Here is a 20,281-nt window from a genome sequence, read left to right as displayed (position 1 = left end):
TAACTTCTCTAATCGAATGGTTGTATAAAAACTACTTTAAACATATTTTTAGTAACATAACTTTACTAAAAAAACATTATAGGTAACAATCCGCGCATTATCGTCTCACACTTTATTAGCAGCCGGAGGGTTATCGATGGCGCAGCACAAAACCCCGGGCGTGGTGTATATCGTCACCGAAAAAAGCCCCCAGTCTCACTTGTTTGCCGAGTATTTGAATAAGCAGACGGGTTACACCATTCATCTGTATGCCCCCGGGGTTTCACTGCCGGAGGCCACTATCGGCAAACAGCTTCTGCTGGTGGATGCCGACCACGTCAGTGTCGATGTCATCCCGGATTGGCAGGAGAAGCTTCCCGAGTCGCTCTCCCAGGCACCGCTGGCGGCGTTTAACATCCGCGACATGGATCACGCCCTGGAAGCACTCTCCTGCTCCCAGCTCAAGGGGGTTTTCTACCGTAACGAGAGCCTCGAGGTGATCTGCAAGGGCATTCACGCCCTGCTCAACGACGAGCTTTGGATGTCCCGCGATTTAATGGCGCGGCTGATTATTTTTTACCGCAAATACCAAAGCAATGCGTTCCGCCCGGCCTGCGGGCTGACCAACCGGGAGATGGAGATCATCTCGCTTCTCAGCGGCGGGTCCTCCAACCAGCAGATCGCCGAGAAGCTTTTTGTCAGCGAGCACACGGTCAAGTCGCACCTTTACAACATCTTCAGAAAGATCAATGTGCATAACCGTATTCAGGCGCTGAACTGGATCCACCAGAACCTCGGCCCCATCCTGCCCAATATCGAGACAGCGCGTAGCCTGCAGCGCGGGCGCTAAACCCTACCGAGAAAACGACCATGGCCTTGTATCGCACGCTACTGCTGTTGGGTGCGCTGTCACTGGCGCTTGCGGGGCCGGTATCGGCAAGCGAGCCGGTATCGCCCCATCAGCCGGCCTCGCCGAGCGACTCGTTGCCGGGCAACGAGCTGCCGGAAAACGAGCAGGCAGCGGTCGATGCGATCAACCGTCTCTCGGGCCCTGACGGGGCCGAGGTCGAGCCGCGCGGCTACGGTAGCAGCGAGCTGACCGGTGTGATGGTCGACCGCACCATCACCATGGCAGGCAAGACCTTCTACCGCGCTTTTAGCCAGCGGGCCATGGGTAATCCGCTGATCAATAACGCGACCCTCATTGTCCAGGAGCGTCCGGATGCCCGCTGGGGAAGCCAGCTTTGGATCCTGCAGGGCAACCAGATGTATTTCCGTACACAGCTTTCGCCACGCATCAATCAGGCGGATCAAGCGGCAGAAGAGGCCGTGCAAATCGTTCAGGACGCGCTGCTGCGGGAGCAGTTGGCTACCACCCTGACCTTCGATAAAGACCTGGGAAGTGAGGAGTTACGATAATGAACGTCAAACGACACCCCCTGTGGCTGGGCACTATCGCGGTGGTAGCACTTGCCGGGGGGAGCGCGGCGTCGGCAGGGGATCTGGTGTACCGGCCGCTGAACCCATCCTTTGGTGGCGACCCCTTCATGGGCTCGTATCTGCTGGGTAAGGCGCAGGCGCAAGACACCAACACCGACCCCAATGCGCGCAGCATACAGCAGCTCTCCTCCACGGACCGTTTGGTTCAAAACCTGGAAAGCCGGCTGATTTCACAGCTGATCTCCGATGTAGGCGCGGGCAACGTCAATCAGGGCTCTTTCGATAGCGGCGAGTTCAACGTGGTGGTCAGCGACAACGGCGGCCAGCTCGTGGTGCGCGTGGTGGACAAGCTCACCGGCGATGTCACCAATATCAGCGTGGGCGGGCTCTTCAACCCATAGTGAAGCGGTATTCGACACTGTTCAAAAACCAACCGGCTAAACGCCAACATAACGCTTACGTGTGTCGTCAGGGGAACATCAAAATGAAAATCATCGCTTCACTCATGCTGGCGGCGCTATTGAGCGGCTGCGCCGGCATGGTCGCTAATTCCAACGATCTGGAAGGCGCCCAGGCCACGCTGACCCCCCGCGGCTCGACCTACCAGGACCTGGTTTCTTTACCGCCGCCGGCGGGTAAAATTTTCGTATCGGTGTACGATTTCCGCGACCAGACCGGCCAATACCGCCCGGCACCGGCCAGCACGTTCTCGACCGCGGTGACCCAGGGCGCGGCAGCAATGCTGACCGGGGCGCTCGCGGACTCCGGCTGGTTCATTCCGCTAGAGCGGGTCGGCCTGCAGAATCTTCTAACCGAGCGGCGTATCATCCGCGCCGAGTTCGAACGCTTCAATCAGCCGGATACGCTGCCCTCGCTGCGCGCGGCCTCGGTCATGCTCGAAGGCGGCATCATCGCCTACGAATCCAACGTGCGTACTGGCGGTGCCGGGGCGGAATACTTCGGTATCGGCGCGTCGGGCCAATACCAGGTGGATCAGGTGACGGTCAACCTGCGCGCGGTCGAAATATCTACCGGCGAGATACTCGCCAACGTCACCACGACCAAAACCATCTATTCGAAAGAGCTTCGCGCAGGCGTTTACCGGTTTATCGATTTCCGCCGCTTACTGGAAGCCGAAGTCGGTATTACCTCCAACGAGCCTGTCCAGATGGCCGTCATGTCCGCGGTCGAGTCGGCGGTCATTCATCTCATTGCCCGGGGTGTCGAGAATAATCTCTGGAACCTGGCCAACAACGCTAACGCACAGGACACTCTATTAGCCGAGTATCTTAATGCGCCAACGCCTGCCTTATAGGCCACTATCATGATTGGCTTACTAAAAAACTAGTCACACGTTTCATTAAAAAAAGCGGCGCTACTTCTCGGTAGCGCCGCTTTTTTTAATTTTATTACGGGATATTAGAAAAACCGTACTTCAGAGTGCCGCTTTTTTTAGATATTTGATCACGCGTTTAAGAAAAGCCCTGATAGCGCAATTTATTAAATAGTCCAAACTCAACGAATCACTACATTTAGATACAAAACTTTTCAAAAGGTAATGAGATGACGACTCGACAGGCGTTTTTACCACGTAAAGCGCTGGCGCTCTCGAAGCCCCTGGTTCGGTCTTTTCTAGCGTTTGTCATCACCTATTCAGCCGCGCTGAATGCCCAGGCGCAAAGCCGTGTAGAGCAGTACTTTCAAACCTCGCAAGCACCCGTTTATACAGACAATTACAGCATCATAAGGCAAAACGGCCATCACAACCGTACCACCGTAACACAATCGTATTCCGCCCAGTATCAACACGGCAACTTTTCCAATATTCGCCAAACCGGCAACTTCAATACCGCCTCCATTACGCAAGCCGGAGGTAATAACGTTGGGGTCGTTTTACAAAATGGTGACCGTCACCTCGCCACCATTAATCAATCCTATGGCGTTCAGGGGTTACACGCCTTTGTGTCCCAAACGGGTCATCAAAGCGATATCGAGATTTCACAATCGGGGAGTGGCTACCGCGGCGTTAGCGTGGAACAGCAGGCGTTCTCGGGTAACGCACGACCAGTCATCGTCGACACTTACTGAGCCAATCTCTTTGTCTCAGTAACAACTAAAGCAAGCGTCTTGAAGGGGAAATCCACATGAAAACTCAAATCACCACTATTGCCGCCGCCATTGCCATCGCCATGAGCACTGCTGCCTCCGCCCAGTTCGCTGGAAGCGACTCCACTATCAATCAAAGTGGCGACCACAACGCTAACAACGTAACCCAGTGGGGCTCACAGACATCTCGCGTTCAACAAAACGGCGCGTACAACAAAACGACCGTCAACCAGGATGACGTTGACGGCGTTGCCACCACGCTTCCGGGCTGGAACGATTCAGGTATCGAGCAGGTCGGCGAAGGTAACGTGGCAAGCGTTGATCAGATGGGCGCCAAGAACCAGTCAACCATCTACCAGGGCGGCCTGAACAACCAAGCCTCTGCTGACCAGAATGGGGTTGCCAACGTCTCTGTTACCAACCAAAACGGCGAAAACAACACGACGGATGTTACCCAGGACGGCTGGCTGAACGACAGCTATGCCTATCAGGAAGGTACGGGTAACAACGCGACCGTCACCCAGCAAGGCAAGCTCAACCAGTCCGTCATCGAGTCCGTCGGCAGCAGCAACGACGCCACTATCGCTCAGGATGGCACCGCCAATGACAGCTACGCCTACCTGGAAGGCAACAACAACGTGGCCAACGTCAGCCAGCAAGGTTATTACAACGAAAGCAACATTTTGACCACCGGCGGCTACAACACGGCCGACATCTCGCAGTCTGGCTACAACCACGACTCCTACGCTTACACCGAAGGTTACGGTAACCAGCAAACCGTATCCCAAAGCGGCAGCTTCTTCGGCGGCGGCCACACCTCCAGCATCACTACCGTGGGCAACAACAACATGAACGTTGTCGCTCAAGGCCACTAAGCCAGGGTTTTGATGCCAGAGCCCCGATATCAGGTCCTCCACGCGCTGCTCGCTCGAAGGACCTGGAGTCAAAAAACCGCCCTTCGGGGCGGTTTTTGCGTTTTGTTGCTAACGAATAGTGAGCGTCAGCGTGCCACCTTTGCCTTGGGTCGACGAACGCGAACGGTTGGTGCCCTTCAAAATATCCACTTCCAGCCGTTCGTTATCGGTTAAAAGCGTCACCTCCCCCTCGAGCGCGGTGCCTTCATAGCTGAACTCAAAGGGTACGCTTTTGCGTTCCTCAAAGTACTCGGTGACTTCATCGCCGTTGCTCACCCGCCAATGGGCGGAAAACTCAGCACCTGGCGTGCCGCTTACGTTGATCTGAATGGGGGTCATATGCTGCTCCTGATAGGCAAGCGCACCTGTGGATAAAACAGAGGCCAGGCTTGCAACGCCAAGGGTGTAAGACCAAAACGACTGCCATTTCATGATGATTGACCTTGTGAACCAACAGCGCCGCTTCGATGAGCGGCGCTTTGAGTATAGCAGTGCGTTGGCCAGCGCCGCGGTTTATAGCAGGGCAAACGCCTTCTCGGCGGCGTCCAGGGTTTGCTGAATGTCTTCCGGCGCGTGGGCACTGGACATAAAGCCCGCCTCATAAGCCGAAGGCGCCAGGTACACGCCCTGGTCCAGCATGGCGCTGAAAAAGCGCCGGAACATGTCCGCATCGCAGGCGGTGGCCTGGGCAAAGTTATCCACACGCGTTTGCGAGGTGAAAAAGAGCCCGAACATGCCCCCGGCGGACTGGGTCATCATGGCCACGTTCGCCGCGTTCGCGCGCTCCTGCAAGCCTTCGCAAAGCGTTTGCACCCGCTGGGTCAGCGCATCGTGAAAGCCCGGTGTCTTGAGCTTTTGCAATAGCGTAACCCCGGCGGCCATGGCCAGCGGGTTGCCCGAGAGCGTACCGGCTTGATAAACCGGGCCCATGGGCGAGACGTTCTGCATGATGTCGCGCCGGCCGCCAAAGGCGCCCACCGGCATACCGCCGCCGACGATCTTGCCAAGGCAGGTCAAATCCGGGGTGATACCGTAGTGGGCCTGGGCGCCGCCGAGCGCGACGCGAAAACCGGTCATCACCTCGTCGAAAATCAACAAGCTACCGTACTCGTTGCACACCCGGCGCAGCGTTTCCAAAAAGCCGGGCTGAGGCGGAATGCAGTTCATGTTGCCCGCCACGGGTTCGACGATAATGCAGGCGATCTGCTCGCCGATTTCGGCAAAGCAGGCCTCGACGCCTTCCGGGTCGTTATAGGAGAGCGTAATGGTGTGCTCGGCAAGCGAGGCCGGCACGCCCGGCGAGCTCGGCTCGCCGTGGGTCAGCGCCCCGGAGCCGGCTTTCACCAGCAGCGAGTCGGAATGACCGTGGTAGTTACCCTCGAACTTGACGATCTTGTCCCGGCCGGTGCTGCCCCGGGCCAGGCGAATCGCGGACATCGTTGCCTCGGTGCCGGAGCTTGTCATGCGCACCATGTCCATGGACGGGATCATTTCGCAGATCAGATCCGCCATGGTGGTTTCCACCGCCGTGGGTGTGCCGAAGGAAAGTCCGTTATCCAGGCGTGCACGTACCGCATCGAGCACGTCCGGGTCGGCATGGCCGGTGATCATCGGCCCCCAGGAACCGACGTAGTCGATATAGCGCTTGCCCTCGACGTCGAACAGGTAAGCCCCCTGGGCGCGCTCCATGAAGACCGGCGGGCGGTGAAGGCCCTTGAACGCGCGAACCGGCGAGTTGACCCCGCCGGGAATATGGCGGCTTGCAAGTTCAAAGAGTTCGGCAGAAGTGGTCATGGCATCCTCAACGTGAATGACTCGAAAGTGAATAGCTTAGTCCTTTAAACGCGGACTTAAATAGACGCGTTACCGACCCGGCGGCCAATGAGATCAAAAGCGGGTTGGGCGTGACAAGCGGTTGGGCAGGTACTGCCCGTCCGGCGGCTCGAACGCCTCGGACAGGGCCTGCCAAGTAAAGCGCTGGGCCTGCTCGCAGGCAGTGGGTAAGCGCTCACCTACTGCCATGCGCGCGGCAATGGCGGAAGCCAGCGTACAGCCCGAGCCGTGAAAGCGCTGCGCCAGGCGCGGCCACTGCCACTGGCGCGTGGTATCCGGCGAGTGCAGCGTATGCACGACCTGGCCGTCGTTTCCCGGCAGCGGATCGTCGGTGGCCGTTACCAGCACCGCCTGGCCCCCCTGGGAAATAAGCGCCACCGCGCGGGTGGTATCGTCCGCGCCCTCTTCTACGTCCGGCGTCAAGGCGGCGAGCTCGAACCGGTTGGGCGTCAGAATATCCACAAGGGGGAGCAGGCGCTGCACATAGCGTTTTTGAAGCGCGGCTGTGGATAACTCAGCACCGCCCCCCGCCTTGAGCACCGGATCGGCAATCACCGGCACGCCGGGAAAGCGGCGAATGATACGCTCGGCGGCCAACAGCGTCGCTTCATCGGCCAAAAGGCCCAGCTTGATCGCGCTGACGGGAAGCCCCTCGAGCGCTTGGGCCATCTGTAACATCATTTGCGGGTCGGCGGGCAGCACACGCTGGACATCGTGGCAGTTTTGCACGGTGGTGGCGGTGGGAATGGTCATTGCCCAGCCGCCACAACCGGCCACGGCTTCGCTATCGGCGATCAGCCCCGCGCCCCCGGTCGGGTCGTGACCCGCCAGTACCAATACCACGGGAGGAAGCGGCTTTATCATCAAAAAGGCTTAATGACGGCAAGCAGAACGACGGCGATCAACACGATGACCGGGGCTTCATTGAAGAAGCGGAAAAAGCGATGGCTTTTGGTGCAGCGGTTTTGCGCAAACTGCTTCAAATAGATCAGGCAGACGTGATGGTAGGCCACCAGTAGCGCCACCAGCGTCAGTTTGACGTGCATCCACCCCTGGCTCATCCAGCCGGGTATCAGATAGAGCATGATCCCACCAAACAACAGCACCAAAATCATCGAGGGGGTCATAATGCCACGATAGAGCTTGCGTTCCATGGTCTTGAAGTAAGTGATCGCTTGCTCATCCCCGTTGTCGCGGGCAGTGGCGTGGTAGACATACAGCCGCGGCAGATAAAAAAGCGCGGCGAACCAGGTCACAACGGCCATCAAATGCAGGGCCTTCATCCATAAATACATGGTTTCTCCTTACGCGGTCGGCTCATTGTCACGGGGGTCGGTTTTGTCACGAGGGTCAGCATAGTGGTAGTAACGCTCGATCGCCCCCCGGGTAATGATACCTGAAATTCGCTGCTGCTTTGGCCGATAACCGTGCACCACGTAAAGCGCTCCCAGGGCGTTGTCCTGAAGCTTCAAAAAAGCTTCGGAAAGCGTGGCCTGTAGCGCGATCGGCGCCATCTCCACGCGCTGACCGGGAATTTCCAGAAGGTCCACCTGCTCGTCGTCCGGCGGTGGCTCACCGGCCAGCGCCTCGTCGTGCTCCAAAAGCCAGCGCGCCAGCGCCGAGGCTTTCAAACCCAGCACCGGCTTTTTATCGCTGGAGCGCTCGATCAGAAGCCACATTGGATTAGTTTCCAGGAGCTTACGCGCCTGGTCCGGCGTGACGATTCGCTCGGTACGCACTAGCTGGCGCTCCATCACCGCGGGTACCGACACCCGGGAAAGCGCCTGCATCAGCGGCTGTTGAAGGGGGTGTAGGCCGTAACGTACCGAGCTGATAAAAAAGCCTTCGCAGCCCGTTAGCTGGCGCGAGGTCAGACAGGCCACCACGACCACCAGCATGCCCGGCAGCATGATGTTCGGGCTGTGGGTCAGCTCCAAAAGCGCCATCAGCGCGGCCAGCGGCGCCTGAAGCACCGCGCCCATCATGGCCGCCATTCCCAGCATGGCAAAAACGCCAGGGTCGGCGGCGGGCGCCGGCCAAAGCCAAAGACCAAGCGAGCCGCTGAGCGCACCGGCGGCCGCCCCGACCACCAGTACCGGGCCGATAATGCCAATCGGTACACCTCCGGCCACGGTCAGCGCGGTGATCAATAGCTTGGCAATGACCAGCCCCAGCAGCACGCTAACGCTTAGCTGGTCGTTGAGCGCCGCCGCCAGGCTGTCGTAGCCAATGCCCTGTACCTGGGGGAACCACCAGGCCACTGCGCCGGTGGTCACACCGACCACCGCCAGGCGCAGCCAAAGCGGCAGACGGCTCAAACGCTGAGTGCGCGCAATGTGAATGAAAAGCCCGGCGAGCAGGCCGATCCCCAGGCCGGTCACCACCACCCAGGGCAGGTTCATCAGCGAGCCCAGCGCTACATCGGGAATGCGAAAGGCGGGTTCGCTACCGTAAACCGCCTGAGCGACCACCGCGCCCATGGTCGAGGCCAAAATGACCGGCATGAAGCTCATCAGGGTGTACTCCATCATCACCACTTCCATGGCGAAGATGACCCCGGCGATCGGCGTATTGAACGAGGCAGAAATACCCGCCGCGGTACCACAGGCGACCAGCACGCGAAGGCTGTTGTTGGGCAAGCGAAGCTTGAGGCCAAGCCCGCTGGAGGCGGCCGCGCCCAGGTGGATCGCCGGGCCTTCGCGCCCGGCGGAAAGCCCGCCGAGTACCGACACCACCCCGACCCACCACTGGTTGAGCCAGTTGCGCATGGGAAAGCGCCCCTGGTGGTAGGAGAGCCGCTCGATCACGTGACTAACGCCGAGCTTGTGTGCCGCGGCTTTCTGGCGGTAAAGAAAAACGCCGATGAGCGTCACCGCCAAAAGCGGCAGCAGCGCGCGAAGCCAAGGAGCAAGACCTTCGAACGCCTCCGGGTCGCCCTCGGGCATATAGACGATCGCGCCGGCTTCCAAAAGCAGGCGAAAGCCCACCATCACAGCGCCGGTAATGACGCCGGAGACCAGGCCCAGTACGCAGAGCTGGGGCAACGCGTCGACGTTGGCCAGCTGGCGGCGGAAGGCATCGAGGGTGAAATCTGCTCGGGAATAGCGTGCCACAGCCGCGTTCCTTGCCTGTTGGTGGGTTCTTATCAGTCGAGGTTAAAGCGTAGTGCGTTTATTCGGGGCGGCCAAAAGTGAGGACTTACTCATTGAATCCGTCACGCCTGGGCTGTCACTCTTGTGTATCATAGCTTGAAGCGCTTAGACAGCCCGGCGCGGGTTTATTAGGCTTGAAGACGCGCGGTTCATATCAACGAACGGACAAGAGGTGACTTGTGATCAAGGTCGGTATCGTAGGCGGTACAGGGTATACCGGAGTGGAGCTTTTAAGGCTTTTAGCCGGGCATCCAGAGGTCAGCGTCGAGGCGATCACCTCGCGCTCGGAGGCCGGTGTCAAGGTGAGCGACATGTACCCCAACCTGCGCGGCCATTTTGATGCACTCGCCTTCAGCGAGCCCGATGCCAACGCGCTGGGCGCCCTGGACGTGGTGTTTTTCGCCACGCCCCACGGGGTGGCCCACGCGCTGGCCGGTGAGCTATTGGCGAACGGCACGCGGGTCATCGACCTTTCCGCGGATTTTCGTCTGCGCGACGCCGAACTCTGGAGCCAGTGGTACGGCCAGCCTCACGGCGCGCCGGCGCTGCTCGAAGAGGCGGTCTATGGCTTGCCGGAAATGAACCGCGAAGCGATCAAGGGCGCGCGGTTGATCGCCGTGCCTGGCTGCTACCCCACCGCCGTACAGCTTGGTTACCTGCCGCTACTCGAGGCCGGGCTGGTCGACGAAACACGGCTGATCGCCGACTGTAAATCCGGCGTGACCGGCGCCGGACGCGGTGCCAAGGTAGGCTCGCTTCTCGCCGAGGCGAGCGAATCGATGAAGGCCTACGGCGCCTCGGGCCATCGCCACCTGCCAGAGATCCGCCAGGGCCTGAACGATATGCAGGAACACCCGATCGAGCTGACCTTCGTGCCTCATCTAACGCCGATGATCCGGGGCATTCACGCCACGCTCTATAGCACCCTGAAAGTCGACGCAACGGAGCTGCAGGCGCTTTTCGAATCGCGCTATAAAAACGAGCCGTTCGTGGATGTGATGCCCGCCGGCAGTCACCCGGAAACGCGCAGCGTCAAAGGCAACAACACCTGCCGGCTCGCGGTTCATCAACAGGGCGGTACCGTCATCGTGCTGTCGGTCATCGACAACCTGGTCAAGGGCGCTTCCGGCCAGGCGATTCAGAATTTGAATTTGATGTTTGGCCTCGACGAGACCCTGGGCCTCAACGCTCCGGCGCTGATGCCCTAGACGGAAAGCGCTGTCGCAGAGGTGCTACTTAGAAAAAGGCGACGTAATAGTTGACCCTTTTGCTCGGGATTACCCATAATTGCGCTTTCACCCAGCCATTTTAGCTCGCGGGAGGTACCCATGAGCGGTGCAGAAGCTTTCGTACCAACCCCACTTTTGCTGTCCGACAGCGCGCGACGGCGTATTCAGGCGCTCATGACCGAGGAGCACAACGACGCGCTGAAGCTTCGCGTGTACGTGACCGGCGGCGGCTGCTCGGGCTTTCAGTACGGGTTCGACTTTGCCGACAACGTCGCCGACGACGACACCCTGATCGAGTTCGGCGCCGCCGCTCTGGTCGTCGACCCGCTTTCCTATCAGTACCTGGTCGGCTCGACGATCGATTTCGAAGAGGGTCTGGCCGGCGCCCGTTTTCGCGTGCAAAACCCCAACGCCACCACCACCTGCGGGTGCGGTGCGTCGTTCATGGTTTAGGTCGTGTTTCAGAGCAAGACCCACTTCTTGCGTTAATACCACCCCCGGTTCGTGACTTGACGCCTTGGCGGTTTCTCGCCAAGGTTGATAGGTCTACAACATTGCGCGCGGTCGACGGGCATGACGCCCCACGACCGTTAGCGTCATATAAAACACGGGGAAACACATGAACACTCCGCTTACCTATAGCGCCATTGCCGCCGCGTTGACTCTAAGCCTTGGCAGCGCTTCGGCGCTTGCGCAGACGCCTTCGGTCAACGTTGCCACCGACCCAAGCTTCGTGCCCTTTGAAATGATGGATTCCGAAACCGGCGAAATGATCGGCTTCGACATGGACATCATCAACGAAGTGGCCAGCCGCGCCGGGTTCGAGGTCAATCTCACCACCATGGAGTTTTCCGGCATCATTCCGGCGGTACAGACCGGCAGCCAGGAAATCGCCATCGCCGGCACCACGATTACCGAAGAGCGTGCCCAGGTCGTCGATTTTTCCGACCCCTACTACGACTCCGGTCTGCAGATCATCGTGCGCGCCGATAACGACGACGTCGAAGATCTCGAAGACCTGCAGGGCTTGAGCATCGCGACCAAGATCGGCTCGACCAGCTACAACTTCCTGCAAGAAGAGCTGGGTGACGACGCCGAGATTACGCCTTATCCCGATACGCCTGACATGTACATGGCACTTCTGGGCCGCAACGTCGACGCCGTGCTGTACGACGCCCCCAACGTCGCCTACTTCTCGCAAACACGGGGCGATGGCCGTACCAAAGTGGTCGGCCCACTCTACGAAGGCCAGCAGTACGGGATCGTCTTTCATAAAGGCAGCGAGTGGTTAGAGCCGACCAACGAAGCGTTGGCCGCCATGCGCGAAGATGGTACCTACGACGAGATCTATGAGAAGTGGTTCGGTGAAGCCCCGGAAGCCGAATAACGCCTCGCTCTCTTCGACGCGAACACCACTTCTTCAGGGTCGGGCGGATAGTCGCTCGGCCCTTTGTATTTTACTCATCTGGAGATAACGCGTGGACGTTACCTTTGAGTTCGACTGGTCAGCGGCGCTGGCTTCGATCCCCCACCTGTTACCCGGTATTCCCTGGACGCTGGCGATCTCCTTCGGGGGGCTGGCAATCGGTTTTTTCATCGGCATCTTCTTCGGCCTTCTGCGCATCAGCTCCGTGGCCTGGATGCGCTGGGTCGCGAGCATCTACATCGAAGTATTTCGTGGCACGCCGATACTGGTGCAGGTGCTGTTCATCTTTTACGGGTTGCCGCAACTACTGGGGGGCCCCATCGATCCGCTGGTGGCAGGTATCGCCGCCATCGCGGTGAATTCCGGCGCCTACATTTCCGAAATCGTGCGCGGCGGCGTGCAGTCCATCGAGCGTGGCCAGCGCGAGGCGTCGCTGTCACTGGGGCTTTCGCGCACCCAGGCGTTTCTCTACGTGATCTGGCCCCAGGCGCTACGGCGCATGGTGCCGCCTTTGGGCAATCAGGCCATCATCAGCATCAAGGACACCTCGCTGTTCTCGATCATCGGTGTCGGCGAGCTGGTCCGTCAGGGCCGTATCTACATCGCGACCACCTTCAACGCCCTCGAGGTCTACTTCGTAGTGGCGCTGATGTATCTGGCGATCACCTGGACACTTTCCATAGCGCTGCGTCTGCTCGAGCGTAAAGGCATCGCAGGACAATAAGGAACGCACAATGAACACTCACAAACCGCCCATTGTGCAAATGCGCAAGCTCAACAAGCACTTCGGCAGCCTGCACGTACTCCAGCACATTGACCTGGAAATCACTCCCGGCGAAGTCGTGGTGGTGATCGGCGCCAGTGGCTCGGGCAAGTCCACGTTGATTCGCTGTATCAACGGACTCGAGGAGTTTCAGTCGGGCACACTGGAGGTCGATGGCAATGTCCTCGAGCCCAAAGGTAAAAGCACCAAGGCGCTGCAGACCATTCGCACCGAAGTCGGCATGGTGTTCCAGCAGTTCAATCTATTCCCGCATCTAAGCGTTGTGGACAACGTAACGTTGGCACCCATCAAGGTACGCCGCCAAAGCCGCGAGCAGGCCTCACAGAACGCCAAACGGCTGCTCGATCGGGTCGGCATCGCCGACCAGGCCAACAAGTACCCAGGCCAGCTATCCGGTGGTCAGCAGCAACGCGTCGCCCTCGCTCGGGCACTCGCCATGGAGCCGCGCCTCATGCTCTTCGACGAGCCGACCTCGGCGCTGGACCCGGAGATGATCGGTGAGGTACTCGATGCCATGCGCGAGCTCGCCAAGGAAGGCATGACCATGGTGATCGTCACCCACGAAATGGGCTTTGCCCGGGAAGTGGCGGATCGCGTCATCTTCATTCATAAAGGCGAAATCACCGAAGAGGGGCCGCCTGAACAATTGTTCGATGCGCCTCGACACGAACGTACCCAGTCGTTTTTGGCGCGGGTGCTCAAACACTGAAACACACCTGCCGAGGGCGTTTTTAAACCCTCTTTTGGGTTAAAAATGCGAATAAAAAAGGGCCTGTCACCATGACAGGCCCTTTTTTTGCCTGTGGATATCATTTTTTCAATTTTCTTCACGTTTGTCTGTAGCCCGCGCCACTTGGGCCATCGGCGCTTTAGCCCGGTTACCCACAGTGTGTTTATAGCCACACGCACAGCACAGGTATGCAGCGGTGGATAACCCGTGTTTTTTTAGCGCTGTGCATAAGTGCCCCTTTCATCCACAGCCCCAACACTGCTTCTGCGCAGGCACTCCGCTGGTTAATCACCATTCGTTCAACAATATAATTGATTAATAAATATAATAAATATTCAGTTATGCACAGATTTTATCCACACCAATAGTTACAACATCAACAGAACTTCTCTCTATATTTTTTATTTTGTTATTTATAAGTGCAAGGACGTGAAATCCCGGTGTGGAAAAACCTGACTGTTATTCACAGGAGGTTTATACTGGCCGGCTTATCGAGTCCTGCTCGTTTTCAAATGATCAATAGGCGCTTTTTGAAGGGCCAAGTTGAGGTGTTAATTGAATTACCCCGACCGCTTTGACGTGATTGTCATCGGCGGTGGCCATGCGGGAACCGAAGCCGCACTGGCCTCTGCTCGTATGGGTTGTCAAACCCTACTGCTCACCCACAACATCGAAACCTTGGGACAAATGTCGTGTAACCCCGCCATTGGCGGCATCGGCAAGAGTCACCTGGTCAAGGAAATCGATGCGCTGGGCGGCGCAATGGGGCTTGCCACTGACCTTGGCGGTATTCAGTTTCGCGTTCTAAACGCCAGCAAAGGCCCGGCGGTTCGCGCCACCCGTGCCCAGGCCGACCGTGTACGCTACAAAGCCGCCATTCGCGGTATGCTGGAAAACCAGCCGAACCTGACGATTTTTCAGCAGGCGGCGGGCGATCTGGTTGTGGATAACGACACCGTCCGCGGCGTGGTGACCGAGACCGGTATTCGGTTTATGTCCGAAACCGTCGTCCTGTCGACCGGTACGTTTTTGGGTGGCGTGATTCACATTGGCTTGGATAAAAGCCGCGGCGGCCGAGCCGGCGATCCGCCCTCCAACGCCCTGGCCGAGCGGCTACGCGCACTGCCGTTTCACGTCGACCGGCTTAAAACCGGCACACCGCCGCGTATCGACGCCAAAAGCGTGGATTTCAGCCAGCTCGAAGAGCAGCCCGGCGACACCCCGACCCCGATCATGTCCTACATGGGCTCGCGGGATATGCACCCGCGTCAGGTCAGTTGCCACATCGCGCAGACCAACGAACGCGCCCACGACATCATCAAGGCGAATCTGGACCGCTCGCCGATGTACTCCGGGGTGATCGACAGCACCGGCCCGCGCTACTGCCCGTCGATCGAGGACAAGGTTCACCGCTTTGCGGATAAAACCAGCCATCAGGTTTTCATCGAACCCGAAGGGTTGGAGACCAACGAGCTCTACCCCAACGGCATCTCGACCTCGCTGCCTTTCGACGTTCAGCTTCAGGTCGTGCGCTCGATGAAAGGCCTTGAAAACGCGCATATCACCCGGCCCGGCTACGCCATCGAGTACGATTTCTTCGACCCGCGAGACCTCAAACACTCGCTGGAGACGAAATTTATCCACAACCTGTTTTTCGCCGGCCAAATCAACGGCACCACCGGCTACGAAGAAGCCGGTGCCCAGGGGCTGCTGGCCGGTTTGAACGCCGGCCGCCGAGCCCGAGAGCTGGAGGCCTGGCATCCGCGCCGCGACGAGGCGTATCTGGGCGTGCTGGTGGACGACTTGATCACCATGGGCACCAAAGAGCCCTACCGGATGTTCACCTCGAGGGCGGAATACCGGCTGATGCTGCGTGAAGACAACGCGGATCTGCGCCTGACCGAAAAGGGCCGCGAGCTTGGCCTGGTCGACGATGCGCGCTTTGCCGCGTTTAGCCAAAAGCGCGACGCCATCGAGCGCGAAAGTGCACGCCTTGCCACCGTCTGGGTACAGCCAAAAACCCCGGCAGCGGAGAAAGTCGCCGAAAAAACCGGCCAGCCTCTGCCGCGAGAGTATTCCCTCGCGGATCTTTTGAAGCGCCCGGAGCTTAGCTACGCCGATATCACCGCGCTTCCCGGCCTTGAAAGCGATCTGGTCGACGACGAGTTCGTGGCCGAGCAGGTCCAGATTCAGGCCAAGTATCAGGGCTATATCGCCCGTCAGCAGGACGAGATCGACAAGCTCAAGCGCCACGAGGCGACGCCGCTTCCCGCCGAGCTCGACTACCAAAAGGTCGAGGGGCTTTCCAACGAGATTCGCCAAAAGCTTGCCGAAGCGCGTCCGGAAACCCTGGCCCACGCGGGGCGTATCTCTGGCGTGACGCCGGCGGCGGTCTCGATTTTGCTGATTCACCTGAAAAAGCGCCGCATGATCAAAAATGCCGAGGTGGCGAACGGATGAGTTCGTTAGCGCCTTTGATCAAGGAGTTGCCCGGCGAGGTCGCGTCGCGCCTGGACAGCGGCCTCGAGCAACTCGACATCGCCATCAGTGCCGAGCAGCGCGACCAGCTTTTAGCGCTGGTGGCGTTATTGCACAAGTGGAACCGGGCTTATAACCTCACTGCGGTGCGCGATATAAACGACATGGTCGCCCGGCACGTGCTCGACAGCGCAGCGATCGCCCCCTACGTGACCGGGGCGACGCTTTTGGACGTGGGCGCGGGCCCAGGACTTCCGGGGCTGGTCATCGCCATTTTGAAACCGGATATGCACGTCACGCTGGTCGACAGTAACGGCAAGAAGGTGCGCTTTCAGCGCCAGGCCGTGATGGAGCTTGCCATTAAAAACGCCACACCCACCCAAACCCGGGTCGAGGCGTTCAATGGCCAAACCTTCGATCAGGTAGTATCGCGCGCCTTTGCAAGCCTTGACGACTTCGTCACCCTGACCCGGACGCTAGTGGCCCCCGGTGGGCAGTGGCTGGCCATGAAAGGCCCCGGGGCCGATGAAGAGCTTGCGGCACTTCCCGCCGATATCGCGCTCATCGCGCGGCATTGGCTGCAAATCCCTTATGATACGGCGAAACGGCAGCTGTTGATTCTGACCCCTGAAGGAGCCTCGTAGTGAGCCAGATCATTGCCCTGACCAACCAAAAAGGCGGCGTGGGCAAATCCACTTCGGCCGTTAATCTCGCGGCGAGCCTTGCAAGCCTTGACCGGCGCGTACTGCTGGTGGACCTGGACCCCCAGGGCCACGCCAGCATGGGCAGCGGCATCGACAAGTACGCGCTTGATAAAAGCGTACTGGACGTGCTGCTGGGCGAGGCCCGCGCTGCGGATGCGATCGTGACCAACCTGCCGGTCAATTACGACGTACTGCCGGGCAATGGCGACCTGACCGCCGCCGAGGTGGAGCTTCTGGATAGCGAAGAGCGCCAAAGCCGACTCTCCATGGCGCTTAATACCGTGGCCGGTAACTACGACGTCGTCCTCATCGACTGTCCGCCGTCGCTCAACATGCTCACGGTCAATGCCTTGACCGCCGCCGACGGCGTGCTCATTCCCTTGCAGTGCGAGTTCTACGCCCTCGAAGGCCTGTCGGCGCTGTTGGACACGGTCGAGCAGATCAAGGAGAGCGTTAATCCAGCGCTTGCGATTTCCGGTATATTGCGCACGATGTACGATAAACGCACCAGTCTTACCCGGGAAGTGGACAAGCAGCTTCGCGATTTTTTCGGCGACGCGCTTTTGAAGACCACCATTCCGCGCAACGTAAAAGTGGCCGAGGCGCCCAGCCACGGCTTGCCGGTGACCCACTACGCACGCTTTTCCCGGGGAAGCCAGGCGTACCGCGTGCTTGCTAAAGAGTTGATTCGCAAGCTTTCGCTTTAATGGCGGTAAGTGCCTGAGGACAGGTTCTTGATACAACGTTTAAGGGGAAACGCATGACGCGTAAACGCGCGCTGGGACGTGGCCTGGATGCCCTCATTGGAGCGGGCGCACGCCGCCGTGACAGTCTGGATCTCACCAGTGAGGAAACGTTTGAGAGCATCGACCCGGCTGCGCCTGCCAGCGCAGCCTTCGACGCCACCAGCGAACGCCTGGAGCGTTTGCCGCTTGGCCAGCTAAGCCGCGGCAAGTACCAGCCCCGCCGCGACATCCAGCCCGAAGCCCTGGAAGAGCTCGCCGACTCCATCCGCGCCCAGGGCGTCATGCAGCCTATCGTGGTGCGCCCGGTCGGTGAAGCGCGTTACGAGATCATCGCCGGCGAGCGGCGCTGGCGGGCCGCGCAGCTTGCCGAGCTCGACGTTATCCCCGCGGTGATCCGCGAAGTCAGCGACGAAGCCGCGCTGGCGCTGGCGCTGATCGAAAACATTCAGCGCGAAAACCTCAACGCGGTAGAAGAGGCGCTGGCGCTCAAACGGCTAGGGGACGAATTCGAGCTGACCCAGCAGCAGGTCGCCGATGCGGTGGGCAAGTCGCGCACTCAGGTGGCGAACCTTTTACGGCTTTTGACCCTGGACCCCGAAGTACAAACGCTTTTAGAGCGCGGCGACTTGGATATGGGCCACGCCCGGGCGCTTTTATCGCTTGCCAGCGCCCAACAGCGCCGCATCGCCCACGAGGTGGTCAATAACGACCTGACCGTGCGCGCCACCGAAGCATTGGTGAAAAAGCTCGCCAGCGACGAAAGCGCGAAAGCGACCCCCAAACGCTCGATCAAGACGACGGATGTGACCCGGCTCGAGACCCAGCTGGGCGAGCTTCTCGGCGCGCCGGTCTCCATCGACCACGGCCAACGAGGCAAGGGAAAGGTCACGATCCGCTATACGAGCCTTGAAGAACTCGACGGAATTTTGGGCCATATAAAATAAATAGCAGGCTTATTAAAAAGTCGCACGATAGCGTCTTTTTTTAACTCTTTGGTCGCAACTGCGCGCTTGGACGGGCAAATTAGGCGCAACTTCGGTTGAAGGTACGATAGCGCTTCCCTATAATCGCGCAAGATTTGTGCAGGTTGTTTCGATAATCAAAACGCCCGCATCAGGATTTTACAACGACTAGCCCGAGAAGCTGGGGCAACAGGTGCTGAGAAATCATGCAGCGATTCGAAGCCCAGCGCCGCCGAGCCTACAGCGTTTCGCTTTTACGGGCTCAATCGGGGGTTATGCTGATCGGGATGGCGCTGGCCTACGTGCTGGCACAACCTGGCGGGGCGATCTCGGTGGCGTTGGGTTCGCTGGTCGCGATCGTACCCTATGCTTTTTTCATAAAGCGTATGGGCGTTTTTTCGAAACGCCAAAAACGCAATGCAACGCAGTTGATGCGTGCAGAAGCAGGCAAGTTTGGTTTGACGGTGGCTCTTTTTACGCTGGTCTTCGTGGCAGTGCCCCCCTCAAACCCTACTTTATTTTTTAGTGCTTACGTTGCGGTAATTTCGACGCATTGGCTCGCGCCCTGGCTAATGCTCAAAAAACCGCACAACTGATTGAGGTGACAACTCTATGGCCGCAGGAAACGAAGTCTCGACGACTTACTATATCCAGCACCACCTGCAGAATCTGACCTTCGGGCATCACCCGGTCAACGGTTGGTCGCTGGCGCAGTCGGCCGAAGAGGCAAGCGACATGGGGTTCTGGGCGATCCACCTGGATACCATGGGCTGGTCCATTGCCATGGGGCTTTTGTTCATCTGGCTGTTCCGCAAGGCGGGTAAAATCGCCACCTCCGGCGTGCCCGGTGGTCTGCAAAACGCCGTCGAAATGGTCGTCGAATTCATCGAGAACTTGACGCGTTCGACCTTTCACGGGCGTAACCCCCATATTGCGCCGCTGGCGCTGACGCTGTTCGTGTGGATTCTGCTCATGAACACGCTCAAGATTCTACCCGTCGACTACGGCCCGGTGCTGTTTGCCAAGCTCGGCGTGGATTACATGAAGATCGTGCCGACCACCGATGTCAACGCCACACTGGGCATGGCGCTGGGCGTGTTTGGTCTGATTCTTTACTACAACATCAAGGTCAAGGGCGCGGGCGGCTTCGCCAGAGAGCTCTCGCTAACACCGTTCAACCACTGGCTGCTGATTCCGTTCAACCTGGTGCTCGAGATCGTCTCCTTGCTGGTCAAACCGTTCAGCCTGGCGATGCGTCTGTTCGGTAACATGTTTGCCGGCGAAGTGATCTTCATTTTGATCGCCATGCTGCCCTTCTGGGCCATCTGGGTACTGGACGTGCCGTGGGCGATTTTCCACATCCTTATCGTGACGCTTCAGGCCTTCATCTTTACCACGCTGACCATCGTGTATTTGAGCGCCGCGCACGAACATCACTGATTAAGGCGTACCCGGCGCGCGGCGCCGGGTGTCGCTTGAGTTTTGCATCAACACCCGTTTCATTAACCCTCAACCCTTAACCAAAACTTGAACTCAGGAGCAACATCATGGAAATGGTTTATCTCTCAGCTGCCATCATCATCGGTCTGGGCGCACTGGCAACCGGTATTGGCTTCGCCATTCTGGGCGGCAAGCTGCTCGAATCTACCGCGCGTCAGCCGGAGCTTGGCGACCAGCTGCAAACCAAAACCTTCATCATGGCGGGTCTGCTCGACGCGGTTCCGATGATCGGTGTTGGTATCGCGATGTACCTGATCTTCGTTGTTGCCGGTTAATTTAACTTGACCGAGCGGTAGAT

The 20,281-nt window shown here is 58.8% G+C and carries 23 protein-coding genes; 18 read left to right on the top strand and 5 right to left on the bottom strand.

Annotated elements, in window-relative coordinates; all coding sequences use genetic code 11:
* Positions 1–136: 136 nt before the first annotated feature.
* The 6 genes from ACWHVV_RS18515 (at position 137) to ACWHVV_RS18490 (ending at position 4,400) form a co-directional block, all read left to right on the top strand.
* Entirely contained in the window at positions 137–829 is a 693-nt protein-coding gene (locus ACWHVV_RS18515; protein WP_447927524.1) for a LuxR C-terminal-related transcriptional regulator, read from the top strand.
* A 20-nt stretch (positions 830–849) separates the two neighbouring features.
* Positions 850–1,398, top strand: a complete 549-nt coding sequence (locus tag ACWHVV_RS18510; protein ID WP_447927523.1) for a CsgE family curli-type amyloid fiber assembly protein — start codon at positions 850–852, stop codon at positions 1,396–1,398.
* Positions 1,398–1,820 (top strand): curli assembly protein CsgF, encoded by a 423-nt coding sequence (locus tag ACWHVV_RS18505; RefSeq protein ID WP_447927522.1) that lies wholly within the window; start codon positions 1,398–1,400, stop codon positions 1,818–1,820. The genes ACWHVV_RS18510 and ACWHVV_RS18505 overlap by 1 nt, the downstream gene beginning before the upstream one ends.
* A gap of 83 nt (positions 1,821–1,903) precedes the next feature.
* Positions 1,904–2,734 (top strand): CsgG/HfaB family protein, encoded by an 831-nt coding sequence (locus tag ACWHVV_RS18500; protein ID WP_447927521.1) that lies wholly within the window; start codon positions 1,904–1,906, stop codon positions 2,732–2,734.
* Between the two features lie 248 nt (positions 2,735–2,982).
* Positions 2,983–3,507 (top strand): hypothetical protein, encoded by a 525-nt coding sequence (locus ACWHVV_RS18495; protein WP_447927520.1) that lies wholly within the window; start codon positions 2,983–2,985, stop codon positions 3,505–3,507.
* Positions 3,508–3,563: 56 nt separating this feature from the next.
* Positions 3,564–4,400: a curlin subunit CsgB gene (locus ACWHVV_RS18490; RefSeq protein ID WP_447927519.1), complete on the top strand. Its 837-nt coding sequence runs from the start codon at positions 3,564–3,566 to the stop codon at positions 4,398–4,400.
* A 108-nt stretch (positions 4,401–4,508) separates the two neighbouring features.
* Here the strand turns inward: ACWHVV_RS18490 and ACWHVV_RS18485 are convergent, their stop codons facing one another.
* From ACWHVV_RS18485 to ACWHVV_RS18465, 5 genes are all read right to left on the bottom strand, one after another.
* Positions 4,509–4,778 (bottom strand): hypothetical protein, encoded by a 270-nt coding sequence (locus ACWHVV_RS18485; protein WP_447927518.1) that lies wholly within the window; start codon positions 4,776–4,778, stop codon positions 4,509–4,511.
* Positions 4,779–4,952: 174 nt separating this feature from the next.
* Complete coding sequence (gene hemL / locus ACWHVV_RS18480; RefSeq protein WP_447530463.1) at positions 4,953–6,233, bottom strand: glutamate-1-semialdehyde 2,1-aminomutase; 1,281 nt, start codon at positions 6,231–6,233, stop codon at positions 4,953–4,955.
* A gap of 93 nt (positions 6,234–6,326) precedes the next feature.
* Positions 6,327–7,136, bottom strand: a complete 810-nt coding sequence (gene thiD / locus ACWHVV_RS18475) for a bifunctional hydroxymethylpyrimidine kinase/phosphomethylpyrimidine kinase (RefSeq protein WP_447927517.1) — start codon at positions 7,134–7,136, stop codon at positions 6,327–6,329.
* Positions 7,136–7,567: a protoporphyrinogen oxidase HemJ gene (gene hemJ, locus ACWHVV_RS18470; RefSeq protein ID WP_447530461.1), complete on the bottom strand. Its 432-nt coding sequence runs from the start codon at positions 7,565–7,567 to the stop codon at positions 7,136–7,138. The genes thiD and hemJ overlap by 1 nt, the downstream gene beginning before the upstream one ends.
* 9 nt (positions 7,568–7,576) lie before the next feature.
* Positions 7,577–9,385, bottom strand: coding sequence for a chloride channel protein (locus tag ACWHVV_RS18465; protein ID WP_447927516.1), 1,809 nt, complete (start codon positions 9,383–9,385; stop codon positions 7,577–7,579).
* 218 nt (positions 9,386–9,603) lie between these two features.
* Here ACWHVV_RS18465 and argC point away from each other — a divergent pair, with 218 nt between their 5' ends.
* The 12 genes from argC (at position 9,604) to atpE (ending at position 20,258) form a co-directional block, all read left to right on the top strand.
* Complete coding sequence (argC, locus tag ACWHVV_RS18460; RefSeq protein ID WP_447927515.1) at positions 9,604–10,632, top strand: N-acetyl-gamma-glutamyl-phosphate reductase; 1,029 nt, start codon at positions 9,604–9,606, stop codon at positions 10,630–10,632.
* A 120-nt stretch (positions 10,633–10,752) separates the two neighbouring features.
* On the top strand, positions 10,753–11,106 hold the full coding sequence (gene erpA, locus ACWHVV_RS18455) for an iron-sulfur cluster insertion protein ErpA (protein WP_447530458.1): 354 nt from the start codon (positions 10,753–10,755) through the stop codon (positions 11,104–11,106).
* 166 nt (positions 11,107–11,272) lie between these two features.
* The gene (locus ACWHVV_RS18450; protein WP_447927514.1) at positions 11,273–12,040 is read left to right on the top strand and encodes a transporter substrate-binding domain-containing protein; all 768 of its coding nucleotides are present in this window, start codon (positions 11,273–11,275) and stop codon (positions 12,038–12,040) included.
* A gap of 91 nt (positions 12,041–12,131) precedes the next feature.
* The gene (locus tag ACWHVV_RS18445) at positions 12,132–12,803 is read left to right on the top strand and encodes an amino acid ABC transporter permease (protein WP_447927513.1); all 672 of its coding nucleotides are present in this window, start codon (positions 12,132–12,134) and stop codon (positions 12,801–12,803) included.
* Between the two features lie 10 nt (positions 12,804–12,813).
* Positions 12,814–13,572, top strand: a complete 759-nt coding sequence (locus tag ACWHVV_RS18440) for an amino acid ABC transporter ATP-binding protein (protein ID WP_447927512.1) — start codon at positions 12,814–12,816, stop codon at positions 13,570–13,572.
* Between the two features lie 576 nt (positions 13,573–14,148).
* Positions 14,149–16,053 (top strand): tRNA uridine-5-carboxymethylaminomethyl(34) synthesis enzyme MnmG, encoded by a 1,905-nt coding sequence (mnmG, locus tag ACWHVV_RS18435; RefSeq protein ID WP_447927511.1) that lies wholly within the window; start codon positions 14,149–14,151, stop codon positions 16,051–16,053.
* On the top strand, positions 16,050–16,715 hold the full coding sequence (gene rsmG / locus ACWHVV_RS18430; RefSeq protein WP_447927510.1) for a 16S rRNA (guanine(527)-N(7))-methyltransferase RsmG: 666 nt from the start codon (positions 16,050–16,052) through the stop codon (positions 16,713–16,715). Before mnmG ends, rsmG begins: the two co-directional genes overlap by 4 nt.
* The gene (locus ACWHVV_RS18425) at positions 16,715–17,482 is read left to right on the top strand and encodes a ParA family protein (RefSeq protein ID WP_447927509.1); all 768 of its coding nucleotides are present in this window, start codon (positions 16,715–16,717) and stop codon (positions 17,480–17,482) included. The genes rsmG and ACWHVV_RS18425 overlap by 1 nt, the downstream gene beginning before the upstream one ends.
* Positions 17,483–17,535: 53 nt before the next feature.
* Complete coding sequence (locus tag ACWHVV_RS18420) at positions 17,536–18,465, top strand: ParB/RepB/Spo0J family partition protein (protein WP_447927508.1); 930 nt, start codon at positions 17,536–17,538, stop codon at positions 18,463–18,465.
* A 224-nt stretch (positions 18,466–18,689) separates the two neighbouring features.
* A complete protein-coding gene (locus tag ACWHVV_RS18415; RefSeq protein ID WP_447927507.1) occupies positions 18,690–19,079 on the top strand; it encodes an ATP synthase subunit I in 390 nt (129 codons plus the stop codon).
* 16 nt (positions 19,080–19,095) lie between these two features.
* The gene (gene atpB, locus ACWHVV_RS18410; protein ID WP_447530449.1) at positions 19,096–19,923 is read left to right on the top strand and encodes a F0F1 ATP synthase subunit A; all 828 of its coding nucleotides are present in this window, start codon (positions 19,096–19,098) and stop codon (positions 19,921–19,923) included.
* 107 nt (positions 19,924–20,030) lie between these two features.
* Positions 20,031–20,258 (top strand): F0F1 ATP synthase subunit C, encoded by a 228-nt coding sequence (gene atpE / locus ACWHVV_RS18405; RefSeq protein WP_018918432.1) that lies wholly within the window; start codon positions 20,031–20,033, stop codon positions 20,256–20,258.
* Positions 20,259–20,281 lie beyond the last annotated feature (23 nt).

This window comes from Vreelandella sp. EE27 (genome assembly GCF_968206495.1).
Note: the sequence above shows the minus strand (reverse complement) of the source record. Positions and strands in the feature narration are given on the sequence as shown.

Bases quoted from the DNA above. Each gene is read 5' to 3' on its own strand.
- ACWHVV_RS18515 (WP_447927524.1), top strand. From the start codon at position 137: ATGGCGCAGCACAAAACCCCGGGCGTGGTGTATATCGTCACCGAAAAA.
- ACWHVV_RS18510 (WP_447927523.1), top strand. From the start codon at position 850: ATGGCCTTGTATCGCACGCTACTGCTGTTGGGTGCGCTGTCACTGGCG.
- ACWHVV_RS18505 (WP_447927522.1), top strand. From the start codon at position 1,398: ATGAACGTCAAACGACACCCCCTGTGGCTGGGCACTATCGCGGTGGTA.
- ACWHVV_RS18500 (WP_447927521.1), top strand. From the start codon at position 1,904: ATGAAAATCATCGCTTCACTCATGCTGGCGGCGCTATTGAGCGGCTGC.
- ACWHVV_RS18495 (WP_447927520.1), top strand. From the start codon at position 2,983: ATGACGACTCGACAGGCGTTTTTACCACGTAAAGCGCTGGCGCTCTCG.
- ACWHVV_RS18490 (WP_447927519.1), top strand. From the start codon at position 3,564: ATGAAAACTCAAATCACCACTATTGCCGCCGCCATTGCCATCGCCATG.
- ACWHVV_RS18485 (WP_447927518.1), bottom strand. From the start codon at position 4,778: ATGACCCCCATTCAGATCAACGTAAGCGGCACGCCAGGTGCTGAGTTT.
- hemL (WP_447530463.1), bottom strand. From the start codon at position 6,233: ATGACCACTTCTGCCGAACTCTTTGAACTTGCAAGCCGCCATATTCCC.
- thiD (WP_447927517.1), bottom strand. From the start codon at position 7,136: ATGATAAAGCCGCTTCCTCCCGTGGTATTGGTACTGGCGGGTCACGAC.
- hemJ (WP_447530461.1), bottom strand. From the start codon at position 7,567: ATGTATTTATGGATGAAGGCCCTGCATTTGATGGCCGTTGTGACCTGG.
- erpA (WP_447530458.1), top strand. From the start codon at position 10,753: ATGAGCGGTGCAGAAGCTTTCGTACCAACCCCACTTTTGCTGTCCGAC.
- ACWHVV_RS18450 (WP_447927514.1), top strand. From the start codon at position 11,273: ATGAACACTCCGCTTACCTATAGCGCCATTGCCGCCGCGTTGACTCTA.
- ACWHVV_RS18440 (WP_447927512.1), top strand. From the start codon at position 12,814: ATGAACACTCACAAACCGCCCATTGTGCAAATGCGCAAGCTCAACAAG.
- rsmG (WP_447927510.1), top strand. From the start codon at position 16,050: ATGAGTTCGTTAGCGCCTTTGATCAAGGAGTTGCCCGGCGAGGTCGCG.
- ACWHVV_RS18420 (WP_447927508.1), top strand. From the start codon at position 17,536: ATGACGCGTAAACGCGCGCTGGGACGTGGCCTGGATGCCCTCATTGGA.
- ACWHVV_RS18415 (WP_447927507.1), top strand. From the start codon at position 18,690: ATGCAGCGATTCGAAGCCCAGCGCCGCCGAGCCTACAGCGTTTCGCTT.
- atpB (WP_447530449.1), top strand. From the start codon at position 19,096: ATGGCCGCAGGAAACGAAGTCTCGACGACTTACTATATCCAGCACCAC.
- atpE (WP_018918432.1), top strand. From the start codon at position 20,031: ATGGAAATGGTTTATCTCTCAGCTGCCATCATCATCGGTCTGGGCGCA.